The organism is Thauera sp. JM12B12, from assembly GCF_039614725.1.
Classification (GTDB): domain Bacteria; phylum Pseudomonadota; class Gammaproteobacteria; order Burkholderiales; family Rhodocyclaceae; genus Thauera.
In genome coordinates, this window is the sequence record NZ_CP154859.1 from 1,331,798 (window position 1) to 1,350,668 (window position 18,871).

11 protein-coding genes, 2 tRNA genes and 3 rRNA genes are annotated in these 18,871 nt (G+C 62.1%); 10 read left to right on the plus strand and 6 right to left on the minus strand.

Going from position 1 to position 18,871, the window contains the following annotated elements; all coding sequences use genetic code 11:
- Nucleotides 1-163: 163 nt before the first annotated feature.
- Together metG and AAG895_RS05940 are read right to left on the minus strand one after the other, a co-directional pair.
- Nucleotides 164-2,344 carry a methionine--tRNA ligase gene (gene metG / locus AAG895_RS05935; RefSeq protein WP_345794607.1) on the minus strand — a complete coding sequence of 727 codons (2,181 nt, stop codon included), beginning with the start codon at nt 2,342-2,344 and terminating at the stop codon, nt 164-166.
- A gap of 126 nt (nt 2,345-2,470) precedes the next feature.
- Entirely contained in the window at nt 2,471-3,043 is a 573-nt protein-coding gene (locus AAG895_RS05940) for an OmpA family protein (RefSeq protein WP_345794608.1), read from the minus strand.
- Between the two features lie 174 nt (nt 3,044-3,217).
- Here AAG895_RS05940 and apbC point away from each other — a divergent pair, with 174 nt between their 5' ends.
- From apbC to AAG895_RS05955, 3 genes are all read left to right on the plus strand, one after another.
- A complete protein-coding gene (gene apbC / locus AAG895_RS05945; protein WP_345794609.1) occupies nt 3,218-4,309 on the plus strand; it encodes an iron-sulfur cluster carrier protein ApbC in 1,092 nt (363 codons plus the stop codon).
- A gap of 196 nt (nt 4,310-4,505) precedes the next feature.
- Nucleotides 4,506-5,072: a dCTP deaminase gene (dcd, locus tag AAG895_RS05950; RefSeq protein WP_345794610.1), complete on the plus strand. Its 567-nt coding sequence runs from the start codon at nt 4,506-4,508 to the stop codon at nt 5,070-5,072.
- Nucleotides 5,073-5,218: 146 nt separating this feature from the next.
- The gene (locus AAG895_RS05955) at nt 5,219-7,462 is read left to right on the plus strand and encodes an arginine/lysine/ornithine decarboxylase (protein WP_345794611.1); all 2,244 of its coding nucleotides are present in this window, start codon (nt 5,219-5,221) and stop codon (nt 7,460-7,462) included.
- Between the two features lie 84 nt (nt 7,463-7,546).
- Here AAG895_RS05955 and AAG895_RS05960 read toward each other — a convergent pair whose 3' ends face one another.
- Both AAG895_RS05960 and AAG895_RS05965 read right to left on the minus strand, forming a co-directional pair.
- Nucleotides 7,547-8,044: a dihydrofolate reductase gene (locus AAG895_RS05960; protein WP_345794612.1), complete on the minus strand. Its 498-nt coding sequence runs from the start codon at nt 8,042-8,044 to the stop codon at nt 7,547-7,549.
- Nucleotides 8,041-8,835 carry a thymidylate synthase gene (locus AAG895_RS05965; RefSeq protein ID WP_345794613.1) on the minus strand — a complete coding sequence of 265 codons (795 nt, stop codon included), beginning with the start codon at nt 8,833-8,835 and terminating at the stop codon, nt 8,041-8,043. Before AAG895_RS05965 ends, AAG895_RS05960 begins: the two co-directional genes overlap by 4 nt.
- 310 nt (nt 8,836-9,145) lie before the next feature.
- Between AAG895_RS05965 and AAG895_RS05970 the strand changes: the two genes are divergently transcribed.
- The gene (locus AAG895_RS05970) at nt 9,146-10,549 is read left to right on the plus strand and encodes a hypothetical protein (protein ID WP_345794614.1); all 1,404 of its coding nucleotides are present in this window, start codon (nt 9,146-9,148) and stop codon (nt 10,547-10,549) included.
- A gap of 96 nt (nt 10,550-10,645) precedes the next feature.
- Here AAG895_RS05970 and AAG895_RS05975 read toward each other — a convergent pair whose 3' ends face one another.
- Nucleotides 10,646-10,999, minus strand: a complete 354-nt coding sequence (locus tag AAG895_RS05975) for a hypothetical protein (RefSeq protein WP_345794615.1) — start codon at nt 10,997-10,999, stop codon at nt 10,646-10,648.
- Nucleotides 11,000-11,037: 38 nt separating this feature from the next.
- On the opposite strand from AAG895_RS05975, the gene AAG895_RS05980 reads away from it, so the two are divergent.
- The 5 genes from AAG895_RS05980 (at nt 11,038) to rrf (ending at nt 16,227) form a co-directional block, all read left to right on the plus strand.
- Nucleotides 11,038-12,574: ribosomal RNA gene (locus AAG895_RS05980) — 16S ribosomal RNA — on the plus strand.
- A 72-nt stretch (nt 12,575-12,646) separates the two neighbouring features.
- Nucleotides 12,647-12,723, plus strand: a tRNA-Ile gene (locus AAG895_RS05985).
- A gap of 25 nt (nt 12,724-12,748) precedes the next feature.
- A tRNA-Ala gene (locus tag AAG895_RS05990) sits at nt 12,749-12,824 on the plus strand.
- A 282-nt stretch (nt 12,825-13,106) separates the two neighbouring features.
- Nucleotides 13,107-15,993, plus strand: a 23S ribosomal RNA gene (locus tag AAG895_RS05995).
- A gap of 120 nt (nt 15,994-16,113) precedes the next feature.
- Nucleotides 16,114-16,227 (plus strand): 5S ribosomal RNA (gene rrf / locus AAG895_RS06000).
- The 16S, 23S and 5S rRNA genes sit together here with 2 tRNA genes alongside, the layout of an rRNA operon.
- Before the next feature lie 131 nt (nt 16,228-16,358).
- On the opposite strand, the gene AAG895_RS06005 is transcribed toward rrf, so the two are convergent.
- The gene (locus AAG895_RS06005; protein ID WP_345794616.1) at nt 16,359-18,044 is read right to left on the minus strand and encodes a sigma 54-interacting transcriptional regulator; all 1,686 of its coding nucleotides are present in this window, start codon (nt 18,042-18,044) and stop codon (nt 16,359-16,361) included.
- Nucleotides 18,045-18,168: 124 nt separating this feature from the next.
- On the opposite strand from AAG895_RS06005, the gene AAG895_RS06010 reads away from it, so the two are divergent.
- Nucleotides 18,169-18,633, plus strand: coding sequence for a 2Fe-2S iron-sulfur cluster-binding protein (locus AAG895_RS06010; protein WP_345794617.1), 465 nt, complete (start codon nt 18,169-18,171; stop codon nt 18,631-18,633).
- Nucleotides 18,634-18,871: the final 238 nt, after the last annotated feature.

Genomic DNA, 18,871 nt, shown 5'->3' on the forward strand with positions numbered 1-18,871 from the left:
CTGCGTCGTACTTGAAGAGGACGGGGCGCGAGGCCCGGACGGCGCCGCCCCCGGGCGGGGGCAGGCGCGGACGGCGGAGACGGTCACCCTCGACCGGCGTGGTGCAGCACGATCCAGCGTTTCGAGGGCGTGAGCGGCATGGCGGCGGGACGGCGCGGGCGGCTTACTTGACCTTCATGCCCGGCAGCGCGCCGGCGTCGGGCGACAGGATGAAGAGGCCGGGCGTCTTGCCGTCGGCATCCGAGGCGGCCAGCACCATGCCCTCGCTCATGCCGAACTTCATCTTGCGCGGCGCGAGGTTGGCGACCATCACCGTCGTGCGTCCGATGAGGGTCGCCGGGTCGTAGGCCGACTTGATGCCGGCGAAGACCTGGCGCGGCCGCGGGTTGCCGGCCTCGTCGGTCTCGCCGATGTCGAGCGAGAGGCGGATCAGCTTGTCGGCGCCGTCGACGTGCTCGGCGTTGACGATCTTCGCGATGCGCAGGTCGACCTTGGTGAAGTCGTCGATCGAGATGTGCGCCGAGGGTGCCTCCGCGGCCTGGGCGGCGTGCTGCTGCTTCTCTGCATGGCGCTGCTGCGAGGACGCCGCCTTGGCGACCGCCGCGTCCTTGACCGGCGCGGCCGCAGTCGGGGCGAGCGACTCGCGGTTGGCTTCGAGGAGCGCATCGATCTGCTTGCGCTCGACGCGGGTCATCAGGTGGCTGTAGGCCTGGATGGCGTGGCCGGCGGGCAGCGCCGCCCACTCGCCCTGCCAGTCCATCGCCGGGATGGCGAGGAAGGCTTCGACCTGCGCGGCGAGCGCCGGCAGCACCGGCTTGAGGTAGCGGGTGAGGTCGCGGAACATGGTCAGTGCGGTGCTGCACACCGTGTGCAGGTGCGCTTCCTGGCCTTCCTGCTTGGCGAGCTCCCACGGCTTGTGGTCGTTGACATACTGGTTGGCGACATCGGCCAGGCGCATGATCTCGCGCAGCGCGCGGCTGTAGTCGCGCTCGTCATAGGCGGCGGCAATCCGGCCTTCGGTCCACGCGGCGGCGAAGTCGGCACAGGCGGCGGTATCGACCGCGCCCAGCTTGCCGTCGAAGCGCTTGCCGATGAAGCCGGCGCAGCGGCTGGCGATGTTCACGAACTTGCCGACGAGGTCGGAATTGACCTTGGCGATCATGTCGTCGAGGTTGAGGTCGACGTCTTCCATGGTGCCGTTGGACTTGCCGGCGAAGTAGTAGCGCAGCCACTCGGGGTTGAGCTTCTGGGTGATGTAGGAGTGCGCGGTGATGAAGGTGCCGCGGCTCTTGCTCATCTTGGCGCCGTCGACGGTCAGGAAACCGTTCACGCACAGCTGGCTGGGCGTCGCGTAGCCGGCGAACTTGAGCATCGCGGGCCAGAACAGGGCGTGGAAATAGAGGATGTCCTTGCCGATGAAGTGCACCATCTCGGCGCCCGTCGCGGCGGCGCGGGCGGCGTCGGTGTAGTCCTCGACAGGAATCGTCTCGCCCGCGTCGGCACGCCTCGTGGCGAGGTTGCGGAAGCTGGCGAGGTAGCCGATCGGCGCGTCCAGCCAGACGTAGAAGTACTTGCCCGGCGCGCCCGGGATCTCGAAGCCGAAGTAGGGCGCATCGCGCGAGATGTCCCAGTCGGAGAGCTTGTTCTCGCCTTCCTCGCCGAGCCACTCCTTCATCTTGTTGGCCGCTTCCGCCTGCAGGCGGCGCTCGCCCGCGGCGTTGGTGCCGCGCGTCCATTCGCGCAGGAAGGCCACCGCACGCTCGTCCGACAGGCGGAAGAAGTAATGCTCGGAGGTTTTCAGCACCGGCTTGGCGCCGGAGACGGCCGAGTACGGGTTCTTCAACTCGGTCGGGGCGTAGGCCGCGCCACACGCCTCGCAGTTGTCGCCGTACTGGTCCGCCGCGCCGCACTTGGGGCACTCGCCCTTGATGAAGCGGTCCGGCAGGAACATCTCCTTGACCGGGTCGTAGTACTGCTCGATCGAGCGCGTGTCGATCAGGCCGCCGGCCTTCAACTTGCCGTAGATGTCCTCGGCGTAGAAGCGGTTCTCGACGCTGTGGGTGGAGTGGTAGTTGTCGAAAGCGACGCCGAAGGCGGTGAAGTCGCGCAGGTGTTCGCCGTGTACGCGCTCGATCAGCTGCTCGGGGGTGAGGCCCTCCTTCTCGGCGCGCAGCATGACCGGCGTGCCGTGGGTGTCGTCCGCGCAGACGTAATGCACCGAATGTCCCCGCATGCGCTGGTAGCGCACCCAGATGTCGGCCTGGATGTAGCCCACGAGGTGGCCGAGGTGGATGTCGCCGTTGGCGTAGGGCAGGGCGTTGGTGACGAGGAGCTTGCGGGGCATGGTGTGTGAAGGCCGTCAGCTGAAATAAAGGCGGAAGTTTAGCAAAGCGGGTGCCGGCGCTGTGCGGGCGGGCGTCGCCGCCTGCGCCGCGTGCGGTCGGGAACGGATCGCATGCGGGGCGGCGCGCTAAGGCTGGCGGGTGAGGACGAGTTCGATGCGCCGGTTGCGTGCGCGCCCCTCTTCGGTCGCGTTGCTGGTGAGCGGATCGGCTTCGCCGCGACCGTCGGCGCTCAGACGATCGAGTGCGATTCCGCGCTGGCGAAAGTACTCGGCCACCGCCTCGGCGCGCTTGATCGAGAGCTGCAGGTTGATCATCTCGCTGCCCTGGCTGTCGGTGTGGCCCACGACCTTGACCGCCGCGCCCGCCTCGGAAGCGAGGACCGGCGCCACGGCGTCGAGCGCGTTGGCGAGCGAGGGGCGTATCTCGGTCTTGCCGCTTGCGAAGCCGTCCGGGACGGGGACCTGCAGGCGCAGCCCCGCCTTGTCGGCCGCGCCGAGCTCGACGCCCGGCAGCGCGGCGGTGGCATCGGCCAGGCGCTGGCGGAGCGCCGCCCAGTCGGGCGCGGGTGCGGCGATGCGCACGAGGGCATGGCGGTTGACGGCGTCGGAGGCCTGCGGCGCGGGCGTGGTCGCGCACGCGGCGAGCAGCGAAACGAGGCCTGCGGCGGCCAGGAGGCGGACGGTGCGTGGGGCGTTCATGTCGGGAGGTGTGAGGCAGTTGTGCCGCGGCAGCGCGGCGGTGTGCGACGACGGCTGGCGTCAGGCGCAGGGCAATAACCCTGCTTAGATCGCGGGTGAGTCAATTCGCCCGCTCCGGTATGATTCTGCCGCTTTCACCCCGCAGCGGGTGCACCGATTTTCGAGGACAACGCGATGAGTCTTGACCAGCAAACCGTAACCGAAGCGCTCAAGCAGGTGATCGACCCGAATACCGGCAAGGATTTCGTGGCGGGCCGCAGCATCCGCAACCTCGCGGTTGAGGGCGGCAGGGTGAGCTTCGACGTCGAACTCGGTTACCCGGCGAAAAGCCAGCACGAGCCGATCCGGGCCCTGCTGAGCGAGGTGGTCGCCAAGCTGCCGGGCGTGGAGCGCGTCGACGTCAAGGTGACGAGCAAGGTCGTCGCCCACGCGGTGCAGCAGGGCGTCAAGCTGTTGCCGGGGGTGCGCAACATCATCGCCGTGGCTTCCGGCAAGGGCGGCGTGGGCAAGAGCACCACCGCGGTCAACCTGGCGCTGGCGCTGTCGGCCGAGGGCGCGCGCGTCGGCATCCTCGATGCCGATATCTACGGTCCGTCGCAGCCGCAGATGCTCGGCATCGGCGACCAGCGTCCGGTGTCGGACGACGGCAAGACCATGATTCCGCTCGAGGCCTTCGGCATCCAGGCGATGTCGATCGGCTTCCTGATCGATCCGGACACGCCCATGGTGTGGCGGGGTCCGATGGCCACCCAGGCGCTCAACCAGATGCTCAAGGACACCGCCTGGAACGACCTCGACTATCTCGTCATCGACATGCCGCCGGGCACCGGCGACATTCAGCTCACACTGTCGCAGAGCGTGCCGGTGACCGGGGCGGTGATCGTCACCACGCCGCAGGACATCGCACTGCTCGACGCGCGCAAGGGCGTGAAGATGTTCGAGAAGGTCGGCGTGCCGATCCTCGGCGTGGTCGAAAACATGAGCATCCACATCTGCTCGAAGTGCGGCCATGAAGAACACATCTTCGGCCAGGGCGGCGGTGAGAAGATGTGCCAGGACTTCGGGATTCCCTTTCTGGGCGCGCTGCCGCTCGACATCCAGATCCGCACCGAGGCTGACGGCGGCACACCGACCGTGGTCGCGGACCCCGAGGGGCGCATCGCATCGACCTACAAGCAGATCGCGCGCAAGGTCGCCGTGCGTATCGCCGAGCGGGCGAAGGACATGACGCACAAGTTCCCGAACATCGTCATCAAGAACAGCTGAACCAGCGGGGGCACGCGCTCGCCGGCGGCAGCCGGCGCGAGGACGTCGCCGGCAACGGATGGCGCGCGCGGCGCGCCGGCTTTGCACTGCAGCAACAAAGCGGGGGCGAAGGCTTTCGCCCCCGCGGCGCTTGCCCTACACTACGCCGCTTTTCCGACCGGCCGCCGGTCGCAACGCAACCGCTGGAAACGCGCCCATGTCCATCAAGTCCGACAAGTGGATCCGCCGCATGGCCGAACAGGCCCGCATGATCGAGCCGTTCGCGCCGGAGCTGGTGCGCAGCAACGACAGCGGTCGCATCGTCTCCTACGGCACCTCGAGCTACGGCTACGACGTGCGCGTGGCGAACGAATTCAAGATCTTCACCAACATCAACTCGACCATCGTCGACCCCAAGGACTTCGATGCGCGCAACTTCGTCGATTTCACGGGCGACGTGTGCATCATTCCGCCGAATTCCTTCGCGCTGGCCCGTACCGTCGAGTATTTCCGCATTCCGCGCAGCGTGCTGACCGTCTGCCTGGGCAAGAGCACCTACGCGCGCTGCGGCATCATCGTCAACGTGACTCCGCTCGAGCCCGAGTGGGAGGGGCACGTGACGCTCGAGTTCTCCAACACCACGCCGCTGCCGGCCAAGATCTACGCCAACGAGGGCGTGGCGCAGATGCTGTTCTTCGAGTCTGACGAGGTCTGCGAGACGTCCTACAAGGACCGTGGCGGCAAGTACCTCGGCCAGACCGGCGTGACGCTGCCGAAGATCTGAGCGCCGACGCCGTGCAATCGAACCATGGGGCCGCCTGACGGCCCCTTGTGCTTTTCCCGATTCAATTTCGGTAACGCCCGGGCAACGTGAGGGCGTTACACTTCCTCTTTTTCCGTCCCGCAAGGACCCCGCTGGAGACGACCAGGATGAGATTCCATTTCCCCATCATCATCATCGACGAGGATTTCCGTTCGGAGAACACCTCGGGGCTGGGGATTCGCGCGCTCGCCAAGGCGATCGAGGAAGAGGGCATGGAGGTGCTGGGCGTCACCAGCTACGGCGACCTGACCTCGTTCGCGCAGCAGCAGAGCCGTGGCTCGACCTTCATCCTGTCGATCGACGACGAGGAGTTTTCCTCGCCAGAAGCCTCGGCCAAGGCGATCGCCGACCTGCGCGCCTTCGTCGAGGAGATCCGTTTCCGCAACGCCGACATCCCGATCTTCCTGCACGGCGAGACGCGTACCACGCGCCACATCCCGAACGACGTGCTGCGCGAGATGCATGGCTTCATCCACATGTTCGAGGACACGCCGGAGTTCATCGCGCGCTACGTCGTGCGCGAGGCGAAGAACTACCTGGATTCACTGGCGCCGCCCTTCTTCCGCGCGCTCACGCACTACGCGGCCGACAGCTCGTACTCCTGGCATTGCCCGGGGCACTCGGGCGGCGTCGCCTTCCTGAAGAGCCCGGTGGGGCAGATGTTCCACCAGTTCTTCGGCGAGAACATGCTGCGCGCGGACGTCTGCAACGCGGTCGACGAGCTCGGCCAGCTGCTCGATCACACCGGCCCGGTGGCCGCAAGCGAGCGCAATGCGGCGCGCATCTTCAACTGCGACCACCTGTACTTCGTCACCAACGGCACCTCGACCTCGAACAAGATGGTGTGGCACACCACGGTCGCGCCCGGCGACATCGTCGTCGTCGACCGCAACTGCCACAAGTCCATCCTCCACTCGATCATCATGACTGGCGCGGTGCCGGTGTTCCTGACCCCGACGCGCAACCACTACGGCATCATCGGTCCGATTCCCCTGGAGGAGTTCGCGATCGAGAACATCCAGAAGAAGATCGAGGCCAACCCGTTCGCGCGCGAGGCAAAGAACAAGAAGCCGCGCATCCTGACCATCACCCAGTCGACCTACGACGGCGTGGTGTACAACGTCGAGACCATCAAGGACATGCTCGACGGCGAGATCGACACCCTTCATTTCGATGAGGCCTGGCTGCCGCACGCCGCCTTCCACGACTTCTATGGCGACTATCACGCCATCGGCGCCGATCGCCCGCGCTGCCGGGAGTCGATGGTGTTCTCGACGCAATCCACCCACAAGCTGCTGGCCGGCCTGAGCCAGGCCTCGCAGATCCTGGTGCAGGACTCGCAGACCCGCAGGCTCGACCGCGACATCTTCAACGAAGCCTACCTGATGCACACCTCGACCTCGCCGCAGTACGCGATCATCGCGTCCTGCGATGTGGCGGCGGCGATGATGGAGGCGCCGGGCGGCCCGGCGCTGGTCAACGAATCCCTGTCGGAAGCGGTGGAGTTCCGCCGCGCGATGCGCAAGGTCGATGCCGAGTTCGGCGACGACGACTGGTGGTTCAAGGTGTGGGGGCCGGAGTTCCTTGCCGAGGAAGGCATCGGCAGCCGCGAGGACTGGACGCTGAAGGCGGGCGAGCGCTGGCACGGTTTCGGCGATCTCGCCGAGGGCTTCAACATCCTCGACCCGATCAAGGCAACGATCATCACTCCGGGCCTCAACATGGACGGCGACTTCGCCGAGCACACGGGGATCCCGGCGGCGATCGTCACCAAGTATCTCGCCGAGCACGGCATCATCGTCGAGAAGACCGGTCTCTACTCCTTCTTCATCATGTTCACCATCGGCATCACCAAGGGGCGCTGGAACACGATGGTGACCGAGCTGCAGCAATTCAAGGACGACTACGACCGCAATCAGCCGCTGTGGCGCGTGATGCCCGAGTTCATCGCCAAGCACCCGCGCTACGAGCGCGTCGGGCTCAAGGACCTGTGCAACCAGATCCACAGCTTCTACAAGGATCACGACGTTGCGCGACTGACCACCGAAATGTACCTCTCGGACATGGTGCCAGCGATGAAGCCCGCCGATGCCTTCGCCAAGATGGCGCACCGCGAGATCGAGCGCGTGGCGCTGGACGAGCTCGAGGGACGCGTCACCGCGATGCTGGTCACCCCCTATCCGCCGGGGATCCCTCTGCTCATTCCGGGCGAGCGCTTCAATGCCACCATCGTGCGCTATCTCAAGTTCGCGCGCGATTTCAACGCCCGCTTCCCCGGCTTCGAGACCGACATCCACGGCCTGGTGAAGGGCGAGGATGGGCGCTATCACGTCGATTGCGTCCAGGACTGATCACCCGCCCACGTTTGGGGGCTGGATGCGACAAGGGCCGCTGCATGCGGCCCTTGTCGTTGATGCGTGGCGACGCTTCGGGTATCAGCGCCTGCGGTACTCGACGAAGTCGAAGTCGAACTCGTTGTCCGCGTCGGCCACGCGCGGATCGCGGCGCTCTTCGATGAAGTCGCTGCGGTCGAAGATCGGGAAATGGGCGTCGCCTTGCACATCTGCCCACACTTCGGTGAGCACGAGGCGTTGGGCCAGCGGCAGGAGCGCATCATAGAGTTGCGCGCCGCCGATCACGAAGAGCCGGTCGACCTCTCCGGCCGCCGCGATCGCGGCCTCTGGACTGCCGAAGACCTCGGCGCCCTCTGCGCTGAAGGCCGGATCGCGGGTGACGACCAGGTTCCGTCGCCCGGGCAGGGGGCGGCCGAGCGAGGTCCAGGTGTTGCGGCCCATCATGATCGGATGGCCCATGGTTAGCGCACGGAAGTGCTGCAGGTCGGCCTTGAGCCGCCAGGGCAGGTCGTTGTCGCGGCCGATCACGCCATTGCGGGCAAGGGCGGCGACGATGACGATTTCAGGCGTCTTGTTCATACTGCGACGGGGGCCTTGATGTGGGGGTGAGGGTCGTAGCCATCGAGGACGAAATCCTCGAAGCGGAACGCGAACACATCCTTGACCGCCGGATTGAGACGGAGGCGGGGAAGGGGGCGCGGCTCGCGCGTGAGTTGCTCGCGCGCTTGCTCGAGATGGTTCAGGTAGAGGTGGCAGTCGCCGCCGGTCCACACGAAGTCACCTGGCTCGAGGTCGCAGGCCTGAGCCACCATGTGGGTGAGCAGGGCGTACGACGCAATGTTGAAGGGCACGCCAAGGAAGATGTCGGCACTGCGCTGATAGAGCTGGCAGGAAAGCCGCCCGTTGGCGACGTAGAACTGGAACAGGGCATGGCAGGGCGGGAGCGCCATGTTGTCGACTTCGCCCGGATTCCATGCCGTCACCAGATGACGGCGCGAATCGGGGTTGTGTCGGATGCCATCGACTAGCCGGCTGATCTGGTCGATGCTGCGGCCGTCGGCCGTCTGCCAGCGGCGCCATTGCTTGCCATATACCGGACCGAGTTCGCCGTTCTCGTCGGCCCATTCGTCCCAGATCGAGACACCGTTCGCCTTCAGGTAGCGAATGTTGGTGTCGCCCTGCAGAAACCAGAGCAACTCGTGGATGATCGATCGCGTGTGCAGCTTCTTCGTCGTCAGAAGAGGAAAGCCGTCCTGCAGGCGAAAGCGCATTTGCCAGCCGAACACCGACAGGGTGCCCGTACCGGTCCGGTCGGTCTTGCGATCGCCGTGTTCGAGCACATGGCTCATGAGGTCGAGGTACTGACGCACGGGGCGCTCCGGGTAAAAGACGCAATTCTATCCACAATGACCTTGCGCAGCGGCTTGCCGGCGCCGTTGCCGAGTGCTCGGAAATGCCCCCGGCGGCCGGGCGTGGAGTGACCGGCCGCAGCGTCGAGTGCCAGGAGCGTGCGCGTCTTGGGCCTGGCGTGGTCGAGGCGCCAGCGCGCCTTTTGCGCTCGATATGATGTGGACATCAAGTCTGGCTTCGGCGCAGAATCTTGCAAGTGCTTACAAACTTCATGCGACTCTGCACCCATCCGGCCTGGTCGGCACAAGCACCGGCCGTGGAGACTGGATAGTGGAAGACCCTGGAAGATCCCTCGACTTCACGCCCGCCGGTGTTCTTGCAGGCGGCGGTGACGCCGTCGCCGGACTTGAGGCCGCCACCGCCACGCTACGTGCGATCTACAAGCCTGGCAGTCTCAAGGCGGAAGCGGCGGGGCTTCATATCGTCTCCGGATTCGATGACGCGTTGCGTCACGCGATCGAGATCTCCGCTCCGCTCGGCATCAAGCCCCGCGGCGAGCGGGCGGCGCACGACGCGGTCTGGTGGTCGCGCTGGCTCGCCGGCGCTCGCGACGCCTCGTTGGCCGTTTGCGATGCCTATTGGTGTTTGTCTCCGTCGCAGAGCACGGCGGGTATCGATACCGTTCGCCATCGGCTGGCGGTGAGTGTCGTCGAAGCCATGAAGTGGTCGGCGTGCGATCGCTTCAGTCCCGACGAGGTTCTGTGGGCCCGTCTTGGGCAGCTCTTCACCGCCACCCCCGAGGCCAGTGCGAGCCTTGTCGGTGGTGACGTTCCTGGCATTGCGCGCGAGTACCTGCGGGCGGTCGCCTACCACAGTATCAATCTCGATCAGGTCGAGTTGAACATGGCTGTGGTGCTCGTGCAGCTGGTCGATCTGAGTCTTCCGTTCCTCGAACTCACCCGCAAGTCGTCACAGGCCCCCCAGTACGTCGCATTTCCGGCTCGTGGCGCAATCCCAGTTCGACGTAGGGGTGAGCAGGAAGCTGGCGAGTGGCATTTCGCGCCTTGGGCGGCGGATGAATTGCTTGCGGGCTTCGCGGCGCAGCTCGAAGCAGGCGGCGGAGTGCCAGCCGCGCTCGGTGCGCTACCGGCAGCTGAGTTGCGTCCCGCGCTGAGCTACCTTCGCGCGCAGTGGTCCGCCCAACCTCCTTTGCGCAATCGACGTCGCTACGCGCAGGATGCAGGCGTTATGGTGGCGCGCGGATTTGCCGCTTGTCTCGCTGTCGTGCGCGGCGAGCCATTGGGCGTATCGCGCTCGTGGAAGGCCCTCGACTTCAGCCATAGTGGGCTCTATATCCTTGCCGACAGCGACCCCACGCGAGCGTGGCCGGACATCGGAGAGCTGCTGGGCGTGCATTTCGTGGATGGTGCCGGCTGGCAGCTCGGTATCGTGCGACGGCTGCGAATGTGGCCGAATCATGCCGGCCTGGGCGTGGAGCTTTTGGCGCGCACGCCCGTGTTGGCTGCGATCGACGATGGAGAGCTCGCTGTCGAGGGCATCCTTTGCGACACGCCTGAGAAGGGCGGGGTGGTCCGGTTCGTGAGTCTGGGCAGCGCCCCTGAACTCGCGGAGCCACTGTTCCTCCGCGCGGCCGGCACCGTCGTCAGGTTGCGCCCGGTGGAGACTCTGGCGCAGGAGGCCGGCTACAGGCTCATTGCATACCAGGTGCAGTGAGCGGGCTCGGTCTTTCAGCAGCGGATTGTGCGTTGCTTCACTGTTTGTCCCGCCGCCTCTCGGCGCCTGTCCTGCGGTCGGACTGGATGCGGCATTTCAGCTTGTTCCGCCATAGATTTTTTTTGTTTTCTTTTTTCTTGACGTTGTTTTTTGGGTGTCTATAATGCGCACCTCTTCAGCGCTGCAGCGGTTCTTCGGAAGGCGAGGCGGCGGTGGAGGGAGAAGCGAGGCGGGTGTTGTGCGGGTCAGCGTTTCGGGTTTGTTCCGGGGCGGCGGTAAAAAAAGATTCGCAAGATGCTTGACAGTGGTTGGATAGCTGATCATAATCTCGCTTCTCTGCTGCAGCGAATGCAGCGGTTCTTTAAAAAATTGAACAACCGATAAGTGTGGGTGCTTGGTTGTTGTGGTCGAGTCGCTTTGGCGACTGGTTTCACAATGATTGGTGCTCATGCTGATTAAAGTCAGTATTTTGAGTACTTTGCTGGATTGAACTTAAGAGTTTGATCCTGGCTCAGATTGAACGCTGGCGGCATGCTTTACACATGCAAGTCGAACGGCAGCGGGGGCTTCGGCCTGCCGGCGAGTGGCGAACGGGTGAGTAATGCATCGGAACGTGCCCATGTCGTGGGGGATAACGTAGCGAAAGCTACGCTAATACCGCATACGTCCTGAGGGAGAAAGCGGGGGATCTTCGGACCTCGCGCGATTGGAGCGGCCGATGTCGGATTAGCTAGTAGGTGGGGTAAAGGCCCACCTAGGCGACGATCCGTAGCGGGTCTGAGAGGATGATCCGCCACACTGGGACTGAGACACGGCCCAGACTCCTACGGGAGGCAGCAGTGGGGAATTTTGGACAATGGGCGCAAGCCTGATCCAGCCATGCCGCGTGAGTGAAGAAGGCCTTCGGGTTGTAAAGCTCTTTCGGCCGGGAAGAAATCGCACGCTCTAACATAGCGTGTGGATGACGGTACCGGACTAAGAAGCACCGGCTAACTACGTGCCAGCAGCCGCGGTAATACGTAGGGTGCGAGCGTTAATCGGAATTACTGGGCGTAAAGCGTGCGCAGGCGGTTTTGTAAGACAGATGTGAAATCCCCGGGCTTAACCTGGGAACTGCGTTTGTGACTGCAAGGCTAGAGTACGGCAGAGGGGGGTGGAATTCCTGGTGTAGCAGTGAAATGCGTAGATATCAGGAGGAACACCGATGGCGAAGGCAGCCCCCTGGGCCTGTACTGACGCTCATGCACGAAAGCGTGGGGAGCAAACAGGATTAGATACCCTGGTAGTCCACGCCCTAAACGATGTCGACTAGTCGTTCGGAGCAGCAATGCACTGAGTGACGCAGCTAACGCGTGAAGTCGACCGCCTGGGGAGTACGGCCGCAAGGTTAAAACTCAAAGGAATTGACGGGGACCCGCACAAGCGGTGGATGATGTGGATTAATTCGATGCAACGCGAAAAACCTTACCTACCCTTGACATGTCTGGAACCTTGCTGAGAGGCGAGGGTGCCTTCGGGAGCCAGAACACAGGTGCTGCATGGCTGTCGTCAGCTCGTGTCGTGAGATGTTGGGTTAAGTCCCGCAACGAGCGCAACCCTTGTCACTAGTTGCCATCATTTGGTTGGGCACTCTAGTGAGACTGCCGGTGACAAACCGGAGGAAGGTGGGGATGACGTCAAGTCCTCATGGCCCTTATGGGTAGGGCTTCACACGTCATACAATGGTCGGTACAGAGGGTTGCCAAGCCGCGAGGTGGAGCCAATCCCTTAAAGCCGATCGTAGTCCGGATCGTAGTCTGCAACTCGACTACGTGAAGTCGGAATCGCTAGTAATCGCAGATCAGCATGCTGCGGTGAATACGTTCCCGGGTCTTGTACACACCGCCCGTCACACCATGGGAGTGGGTTTCACCAGAAGTAGGTAGCTTAACCTTCGGGAGGGCGCTTACCACGGTGAGATTCATGACTGGGGTGAAGTCGTAACAAGGTAGCCGTATCGGAAGGTGCGGCTGGATCACCTCCTTTCAAGAGAACAGGCCATCGACGGCCAAGTATCCACAACTTATCGGTTGTTCAGGCGAAGAGCCTCGGATGAGAGGGTCTGTAGCTCAGCTGGTTAGAGCACCGTCTTGATAAGGCGGGGGTCGTTGGTTCGAACCCAACCAGACCCACCAATCAATTGGTTGCTCGAAGCAGTATGGGGCTGTAGCTCAGCTGGGAGAGCGGCGGCTTTGCAAGCCGTAGGTCGTCGGTTCGATCCCGACCAGCTCCACCAGTACTGTCCAGGGAACAGGTTCGAGAAGTAAGAGATGGCGGGCATCGGTTGCGATGGCGGTATCTCTTACTTCTTGGTCGGCAGCTTCGGTTGCCGGGTGTAGAGGTTCGCTCTTTAACAAAGTGGAAGAAGTGTAGTACGTACCGAGCCGGTGCGTACTGCAAGTTGTGTGATTGCATTGATCAAGGCTGCGTAGTCAGCACAGTCTTGATCGCACAAACGAGTTCGTTCCTGTACGCGGGCCTTCGAGATGGCAACATCGGAGAGGGTCCAAGGTTATAGGATCAAGCGACTAAGTGCATGTGGTGGATGCCTTGGCGATCACAGGCGATGAAGGACGTGTAAGCCTGCGAAAAGCGTGGGGGAGCTGGCAATAGAGCTTTGATCCCACGATGTCCGAATGGGGAAACCCACCCCGCAAGGGGTATCCCAGACTGAATACATAGGTCTGAGGAGGCGAACCGAGCGAACTGAAACATCTAAGTAGCTCGAGGAACAGAAATCAACCGAGATTCCGCAAGTAGTGGCGAGCGAACGCGGAGCAGCCTGCACGACTAAACCATCAGCTTAGCAAAACGGTCTGGAAAGTCCGACGATACAGGGTGATAGTCCCGTATGCGAAAAGCCGGTGGCGGGTCTGAGCGTGCGACAAGTAGGGCGGGACACGAGAAATCCTGTCTGAAGATGGGGGGACCATCCTCCAAGGCTAAATACTCGTGATCGACCGATAGTGAACCAGTACCGTGAGGGAAAGGCGAAAAGAACCCCGGGAGGGGAGTGAAATAGATCCTGAAACCGCATGCATACAAACAGTGGGAGCCTCGTAAGGGGTGACTGCGTACCTTTTGTATAATGGGTCAGCGACTTACGTTCAGTAGCGAGCTTAACCGAGTAGGGGAGGCGTAGCGAAAGCGAGTCTGATAAGGGCGTCAGAGTTGCTGGGCGTAGACCCGAAACCGGATGATCTATCCATGGCCAGGATGAAGGTGCCGTAACAGGTACTGGAGGTCCGAACCCACTAACGTTGAAAAGTTAGGGGATGAGCTGTGGATAGGGGTGAAAGGCTAAACAAATCCGGAAATAGCTGGTTCTCCCCGAAAACTATTTAGGTAGTGCGTCGTACGGACACTTGCGGGGGTAGAGCACTGTAATCGTTGGGGGGGTCATTGCGATCTACCCCGCGATAGCAAACTCCGAATACCGCAAAGTGATATACGGCAGACAGACATCGGGTGCTAACGTCCGGTGTCAAGAGGGAAACAACCCAGACCGCCAGCTAAGGTCCCAAATGCATGGCTAAGTGGCAAACGAGGTGGGAAGGCATAGACAGCTAGGAGGTTGGCTTAGAAGCAGCCACCCTTTAAAGAAAGCGTAATAGCTCACTAGTCGAGTCGTCCTGCGCGGAAGATGTAACGGGGCTCAAGCCATGAACCGAAGCTGCGGATGTGTCTTTGACACGTGGTAGGGGAGCGTTCCGTAAGCCTGCGAAGGTGTCTCGTAAGGGATGCTGGAGGTATCGGAAGTGCGAATGCTGACATGAGTAGCGATAAAGGGTGTGAAAAGCACCCTCGCCGTAAGCCCAAGGTTTCCTGCGCAACGTTCATCGGCGCAGGGTGAGTCGGCCCCTAAGGCGAGGCAGAAATGCGTAGTCGATGGGAAACAGGTCAATATTCCTGTACCGCTCTATGATGCGATGGGGGGACGGAGAAGGTTAGCTCGGCCATCTGTTGGAATAGGTGGTTTAAGCGTGTAGTCGTGCTGCGTAGGCAAATCCGCGTGGCTTAGATGAGGCGTGATGACGAGGATCCTCGGATCCGAAGTGAGTGATACCCAGCTTCCAGGAAAAGCCTCTAAGCTTCAGTCATAGAGTGACCGTACCGCAAACCGACACAGGTGGGCTGGTAGAGAATACCAAGGCGCTTGAGAGAACTCAGGAGAAGGAACTCGGCAAATTGATACCGTAACTTCGGGAGAAGGTATGCCCCTGGTACGTGAAGGCCCTCGCGGCCGGAGCGGAACGGGGTCGCAGAGAATCGGTGGCTGCGACTGTTTATTAAAAACACAGCACTCTGCAAACACGAAAGTGGACGTATAGGGTGTGACGCCTGCCCGGTGCCGGAAGGTTAAGTGATGGGGTGCAAGCTCTTGATCGAAGCCCCGGTAAACGGCGGCCGTAACTATAACGGTCCTAAGGTAGCGAAATTCCTTGTCGGGTAAGTTCCGACCTGCACGAATGGCGTAACGATGGCCACACTGTCTCCTCCTGAGACTCAGCGAAGTTGAAATGTTTGTGAAGATGCAATCTCCCCGCGGCTAGACGGAAAGACCCCATGAACCTTTACTGTAGCTTTGCATTGGACTTTGACGGGACTTGTGTAGGATAGGTGGGAGGCTATGAAGCCAGGACGCTAGTTCTGGTGGAGCCATCCTTGAAATACCACCCTGGTGTCGTCGAGGTTCTAACCCAGGCCTGTGAATCCAGGTCGGGGACCGTGCATGGTGGGCAGTTTGACTGGGGCGGTCTCCTCCCAAAAGGTAACGGAGGAGTACGAAGGTCACCTAGGTACGGTCGGACATCGTACTGATAGTGCAATGGCAAAAGGTGGCTTGACTGCGAGACCCACACGTCGAGCAGGTGCGAAAGCAGGTCATAGTGATCCGGTGGTTCTGTATGGAAGGGCCATCGCTCAACGGATAAAAGGTACTCTGGGGATAACAGGCTGATTCCGCCCAAGAGTTCACATCGACGGCGGAGTTTGGCACCTCGATGTCGGCTCATCACATCCTGGGGCTGTAGCCGGTCCCAAGGGTATGGCTGTTCGCCATTTAAAGTGGTACGTGAGCTGGGTTTAAAACGTCGTGAGACAGTTTGGTCCCTATCTGCCGTGGGCGCTGGAAGTTTGAGAGGGCCTGCTCCTAGTACGAGAGGACCGGAGTGGACGCACCCCTGGTGTACCGGTTGTGACGCCAGTCGCATCGCCGGGTAGCTATGTGCGGAAGAGATAACCGCTGAAAGCATCTAAGCGGGAAACTCGCCTCAAGATGAGACTTCCCCGGGGCCTCGAGCCCCCTGAAGGGTCGTTGAAGACCACAACGTTGATAGGCCGGGTGTGTAAGCGTGGCAACACGTTCAGCTAACCGGTACTAATTGCCCGTGTGGCTTGATCCTATAACCTTCAAAACAAAACGAACTCGACTCTCTGGTTGCCAAAACACGCAATCCAGACAATCACACAACTCACTTCTTCCAATCTTTGCTCTGCAAATCAACGCAGAGAACAAGTCAAAGTCTGACGACCATAGCCGTGTGGAACCACCCCTTCCCTTCCCGAACAGGACCGTGAAACGCACATGCGCCGATGATAGTGAGGTCCGCCCTCGTGAAAGTAGGTCATCGTCAGACTAACCCCATACAACGCCCCGTACATGTCCAATGTGCGGGGCGTTCGCTTTTGCACAATCGGAACAAAAAAGCGGGAATGCGCGAGCACTCAATCCAACATGGCCCCTCCGTGTCCGTGTAGGCCGCCGCGCTCAGCGTGCCGCGTCCGTGCTCCGGTTCTTCCTTAAGCGATACGTAAGTTGCGGCCGTGTCATCCCGAGGAGGCGCGCAGCTGCAGCCAGGTTGCCGTTGGCGCGCTCGACTGCGCGTTCGAGGAGGATCTGCTCGAACGCCTCCAGATTGATCCCCGCGTCGAGCACTGCGCCCGGCAGATCGACGGTTTCGGCGCTCTGCTGGGCCTCGAGTTGCCCTGCCTGACCGAGGCGGTGCTGGGGAATTGATTCGGGGGCGGAGCCGAGGAAGAGATGCTCAACCTCGATCAGTCCGTTGGGTGGCGCGAGGATGACTCCGCGCTCGAGAACGTTCTCCAGTTCGCGCACATTACCGGGCCACGAATGTGTTTTCAGCGCGCGCATCGCCTTGTCCCCGATACCGGCGAGGCGCTTGCCGTGCAGTGTCTCGAAGCGGCGTACCATAGCCTCGACCAGCGCCGGGATGTCTGCGGTGCGCTCGCGAAGCGGCGGGATCGTCACCGGGTATACGTTCAGGCGGTAATACAGATCGCGGCGGAACGTACCCGCGTTCACTGCCTTCTGAAGATCGACGTTGGTGGCAGCGACGAGGCGGACATTGACCTTGCGTGTGCGCTCGTCACCGAGACGTTCGATTTCGCCTTCCTGGAGGACGCGCAAGAGCTTTGCCTGGGCGGGAAGCGGCAATTCGCCGACCTCGTCGAGGAACAGGGTGCCTCCGTCTGCGCGTTCGAACTTGCCGGCGCGTGAGGCATGAGCGCCCGTGAAGGCGCCGCGTTCAACACCGAAGAGTTCCGACTCGATCAGCTCATCGGGCAGTGCGGCGCAGTTGACTGCGACGAAAGGGGCGGAGCTGCGCGCGCTCATCTCATGCAGCGTGCGCGCAAAACGCTCCTTCCCGACCCCGGTCTCGCCAAGCAGCAGGACCGTGACCGTGGTGGCGGCAGCGCGAGCGACAAGGTCGTAAGCGTGCTTGAAGCCTGCGGAGTTGCCGATCAGGTCGGGGGTGCGGCGGGGGCAGGCGATCGAGCGGCGCATGATCTCGATCTCCTCGCGCAGCTCGAGCAGGCGGCCGACGATCGAATCGGCTTCGAAATACGGGCGAAGTTCATCCGCGTCCGGCCATTGATCGACCGGACGGCCCACGATGCGGCAATGGTCCGCTCCGGTTGCCGAGCACGCGACCTCGCGGTACATGATGAAGCTTCCCATGAAGGCACTCGTATAGCCTGAAGCGTAGCCGATCATCATCCAGCAGGCCGGATGCTCGACTTCGCCGAAGGCTTGGACGTGCGCCTCGGCCTCCCATGAGTGGCGCCAGATGAACTCGGCGGCAAAATCGTTGGTCTCGGGTTCGATGTGAAGGCTGACGGGCTCGACCTTGGCGCAGCCTTCAAGCATGTGCAGCTGGGGCCCCACCACAAAGGCGTCCTCGAGGCACTCCAGGCCACGCGTCCGGCGCGCGAGCTCGGCATCGCGAACGCCGGAGGCGAAGCCCATCCGGGTGAGGATCCGCCGCGCCTGTTCCTGTCCTAGAGAGTTGACCAGCTCCTTGCGCAGCTCCGAGAGCGCTCCCGCATGCAGAAGCAACATGCGGTGCTCGCCCAGCCAGATGAGGCCATCCTCGGCTGCGAATCTCAGAAGCTTGTGTAGATCGCTGCTCTCCGGGTAGTGGATGGCCTTCAAGCGGTGCTCCTCCGATAGTTTGGTCGCCCGTTCTGTGGCGGGCTGTGCGGCCTTGGCCGACTGAGTTCCATTGCTAGATTAACCGACTGAGCGGGGGGGCGTGCAGCGGCCCTGCAAGTGTGTGATGATATGCAAAATCTCGAGAAAAAGAAAACGCTTCGGAGCAATTTGCTGGCGTTTCGCTCGGGTGCGTGGTACCTGCATTCAAACAGCACTGATCGGCCAGGGAGGAGAAATGGGTGAGCGATTTTCGATTCTGATCGAGGACACTGGCGAGATCGTGCGGAGCGATGGTCGCGAAAACGTCCTGCGCGCGATGGAGGTGCTTGGCCGCAAGGGGATTCCCGTGGGGTGTCGTGGTGGCGGTTGCGGCGTCTGCAAGGTACAGGTGGTCGAGGGGCAGTACCACACACGCAAGATGAGCCGAGCTTGCATCAGTGAGCAGGAGGAAAGGGACGGGATTGTACTGGCGTGCCGGCTTCTTGCTGATTCGGACCTGCGTCTGCGCGTGGTGGGGAAGATGCTGAGGGCGGTGTGTGCGGGGACCTCGGCAGTCATGGGCAAGGGCGGCTTGCCTGCGAGCGACTAGAGAAAGAGAGCGAGCGACATTGCAATGAACCGGCGTGGCTTGTGCCCGCCGGTTTTTTTTCGGGCGCGGATTGCTGCAGGGCAATAAACAGAAGTGATCAAATGATTAAGTGAGATTCTCAGTTGATCATCTGATCAATGAATAAGGTGCGTATATGGGCGAGAAAATCTCGAGAGAGGAAATGATTCCCCGAGAATAGCGGGTTCTGTCGAGTTGGCATGGAACTTGTTAGATCAGG

Bases quoted from the DNA above. Each gene is read 5' to 3' on its own strand.
- AAG895_RS05955 (WP_345794611.1), top strand. From the start codon at position 5,219: ATGAGATTCCATTTCCCCATCATCATCATCGACGAGGATTTCCGTTCG.
- AAG895_RS05960 (WP_345794612.1), bottom strand. From the start codon at position 8,044: ATGAACAAGACGCCTGAAATCGTCATCGTCGCCGCCCTTGCCCGCAAT.
- AAG895_RS05975 (WP_345794615.1), bottom strand. From the start codon at position 10,999: ATGAGCACCAATCATTGTGAAACCAGTCGCCAAAGCGACTCGACCACA.
- apbC (WP_345794609.1), top strand. From the start codon at position 3,218: ATGAGTCTTGACCAGCAAACCGTAACCGAAGCGCTCAAGCAGGTGATC.
- AAG895_RS06010 (WP_345794617.1), top strand. From the start codon at position 18,169: ATGATATGCAAAATCTCGAGAAAAAGAAAACGCTTCGGAGCAATTTGC.
- metG (WP_345794607.1), bottom strand. From the start codon at position 2,344: ATGCCCCGCAAGCTCCTCGTCACCAACGCCCTGCCCTACGCCAACGGC.
- AAG895_RS05940 (WP_345794608.1), bottom strand. From the start codon at position 3,043: ATGAACGCCCCACGCACCGTCCGCCTCCTGGCCGCCGCAGGCCTCGTT.
- dcd (WP_345794610.1), top strand. From the start codon at position 4,506: ATGTCCATCAAGTCCGACAAGTGGATCCGCCGCATGGCCGAACAGGCC.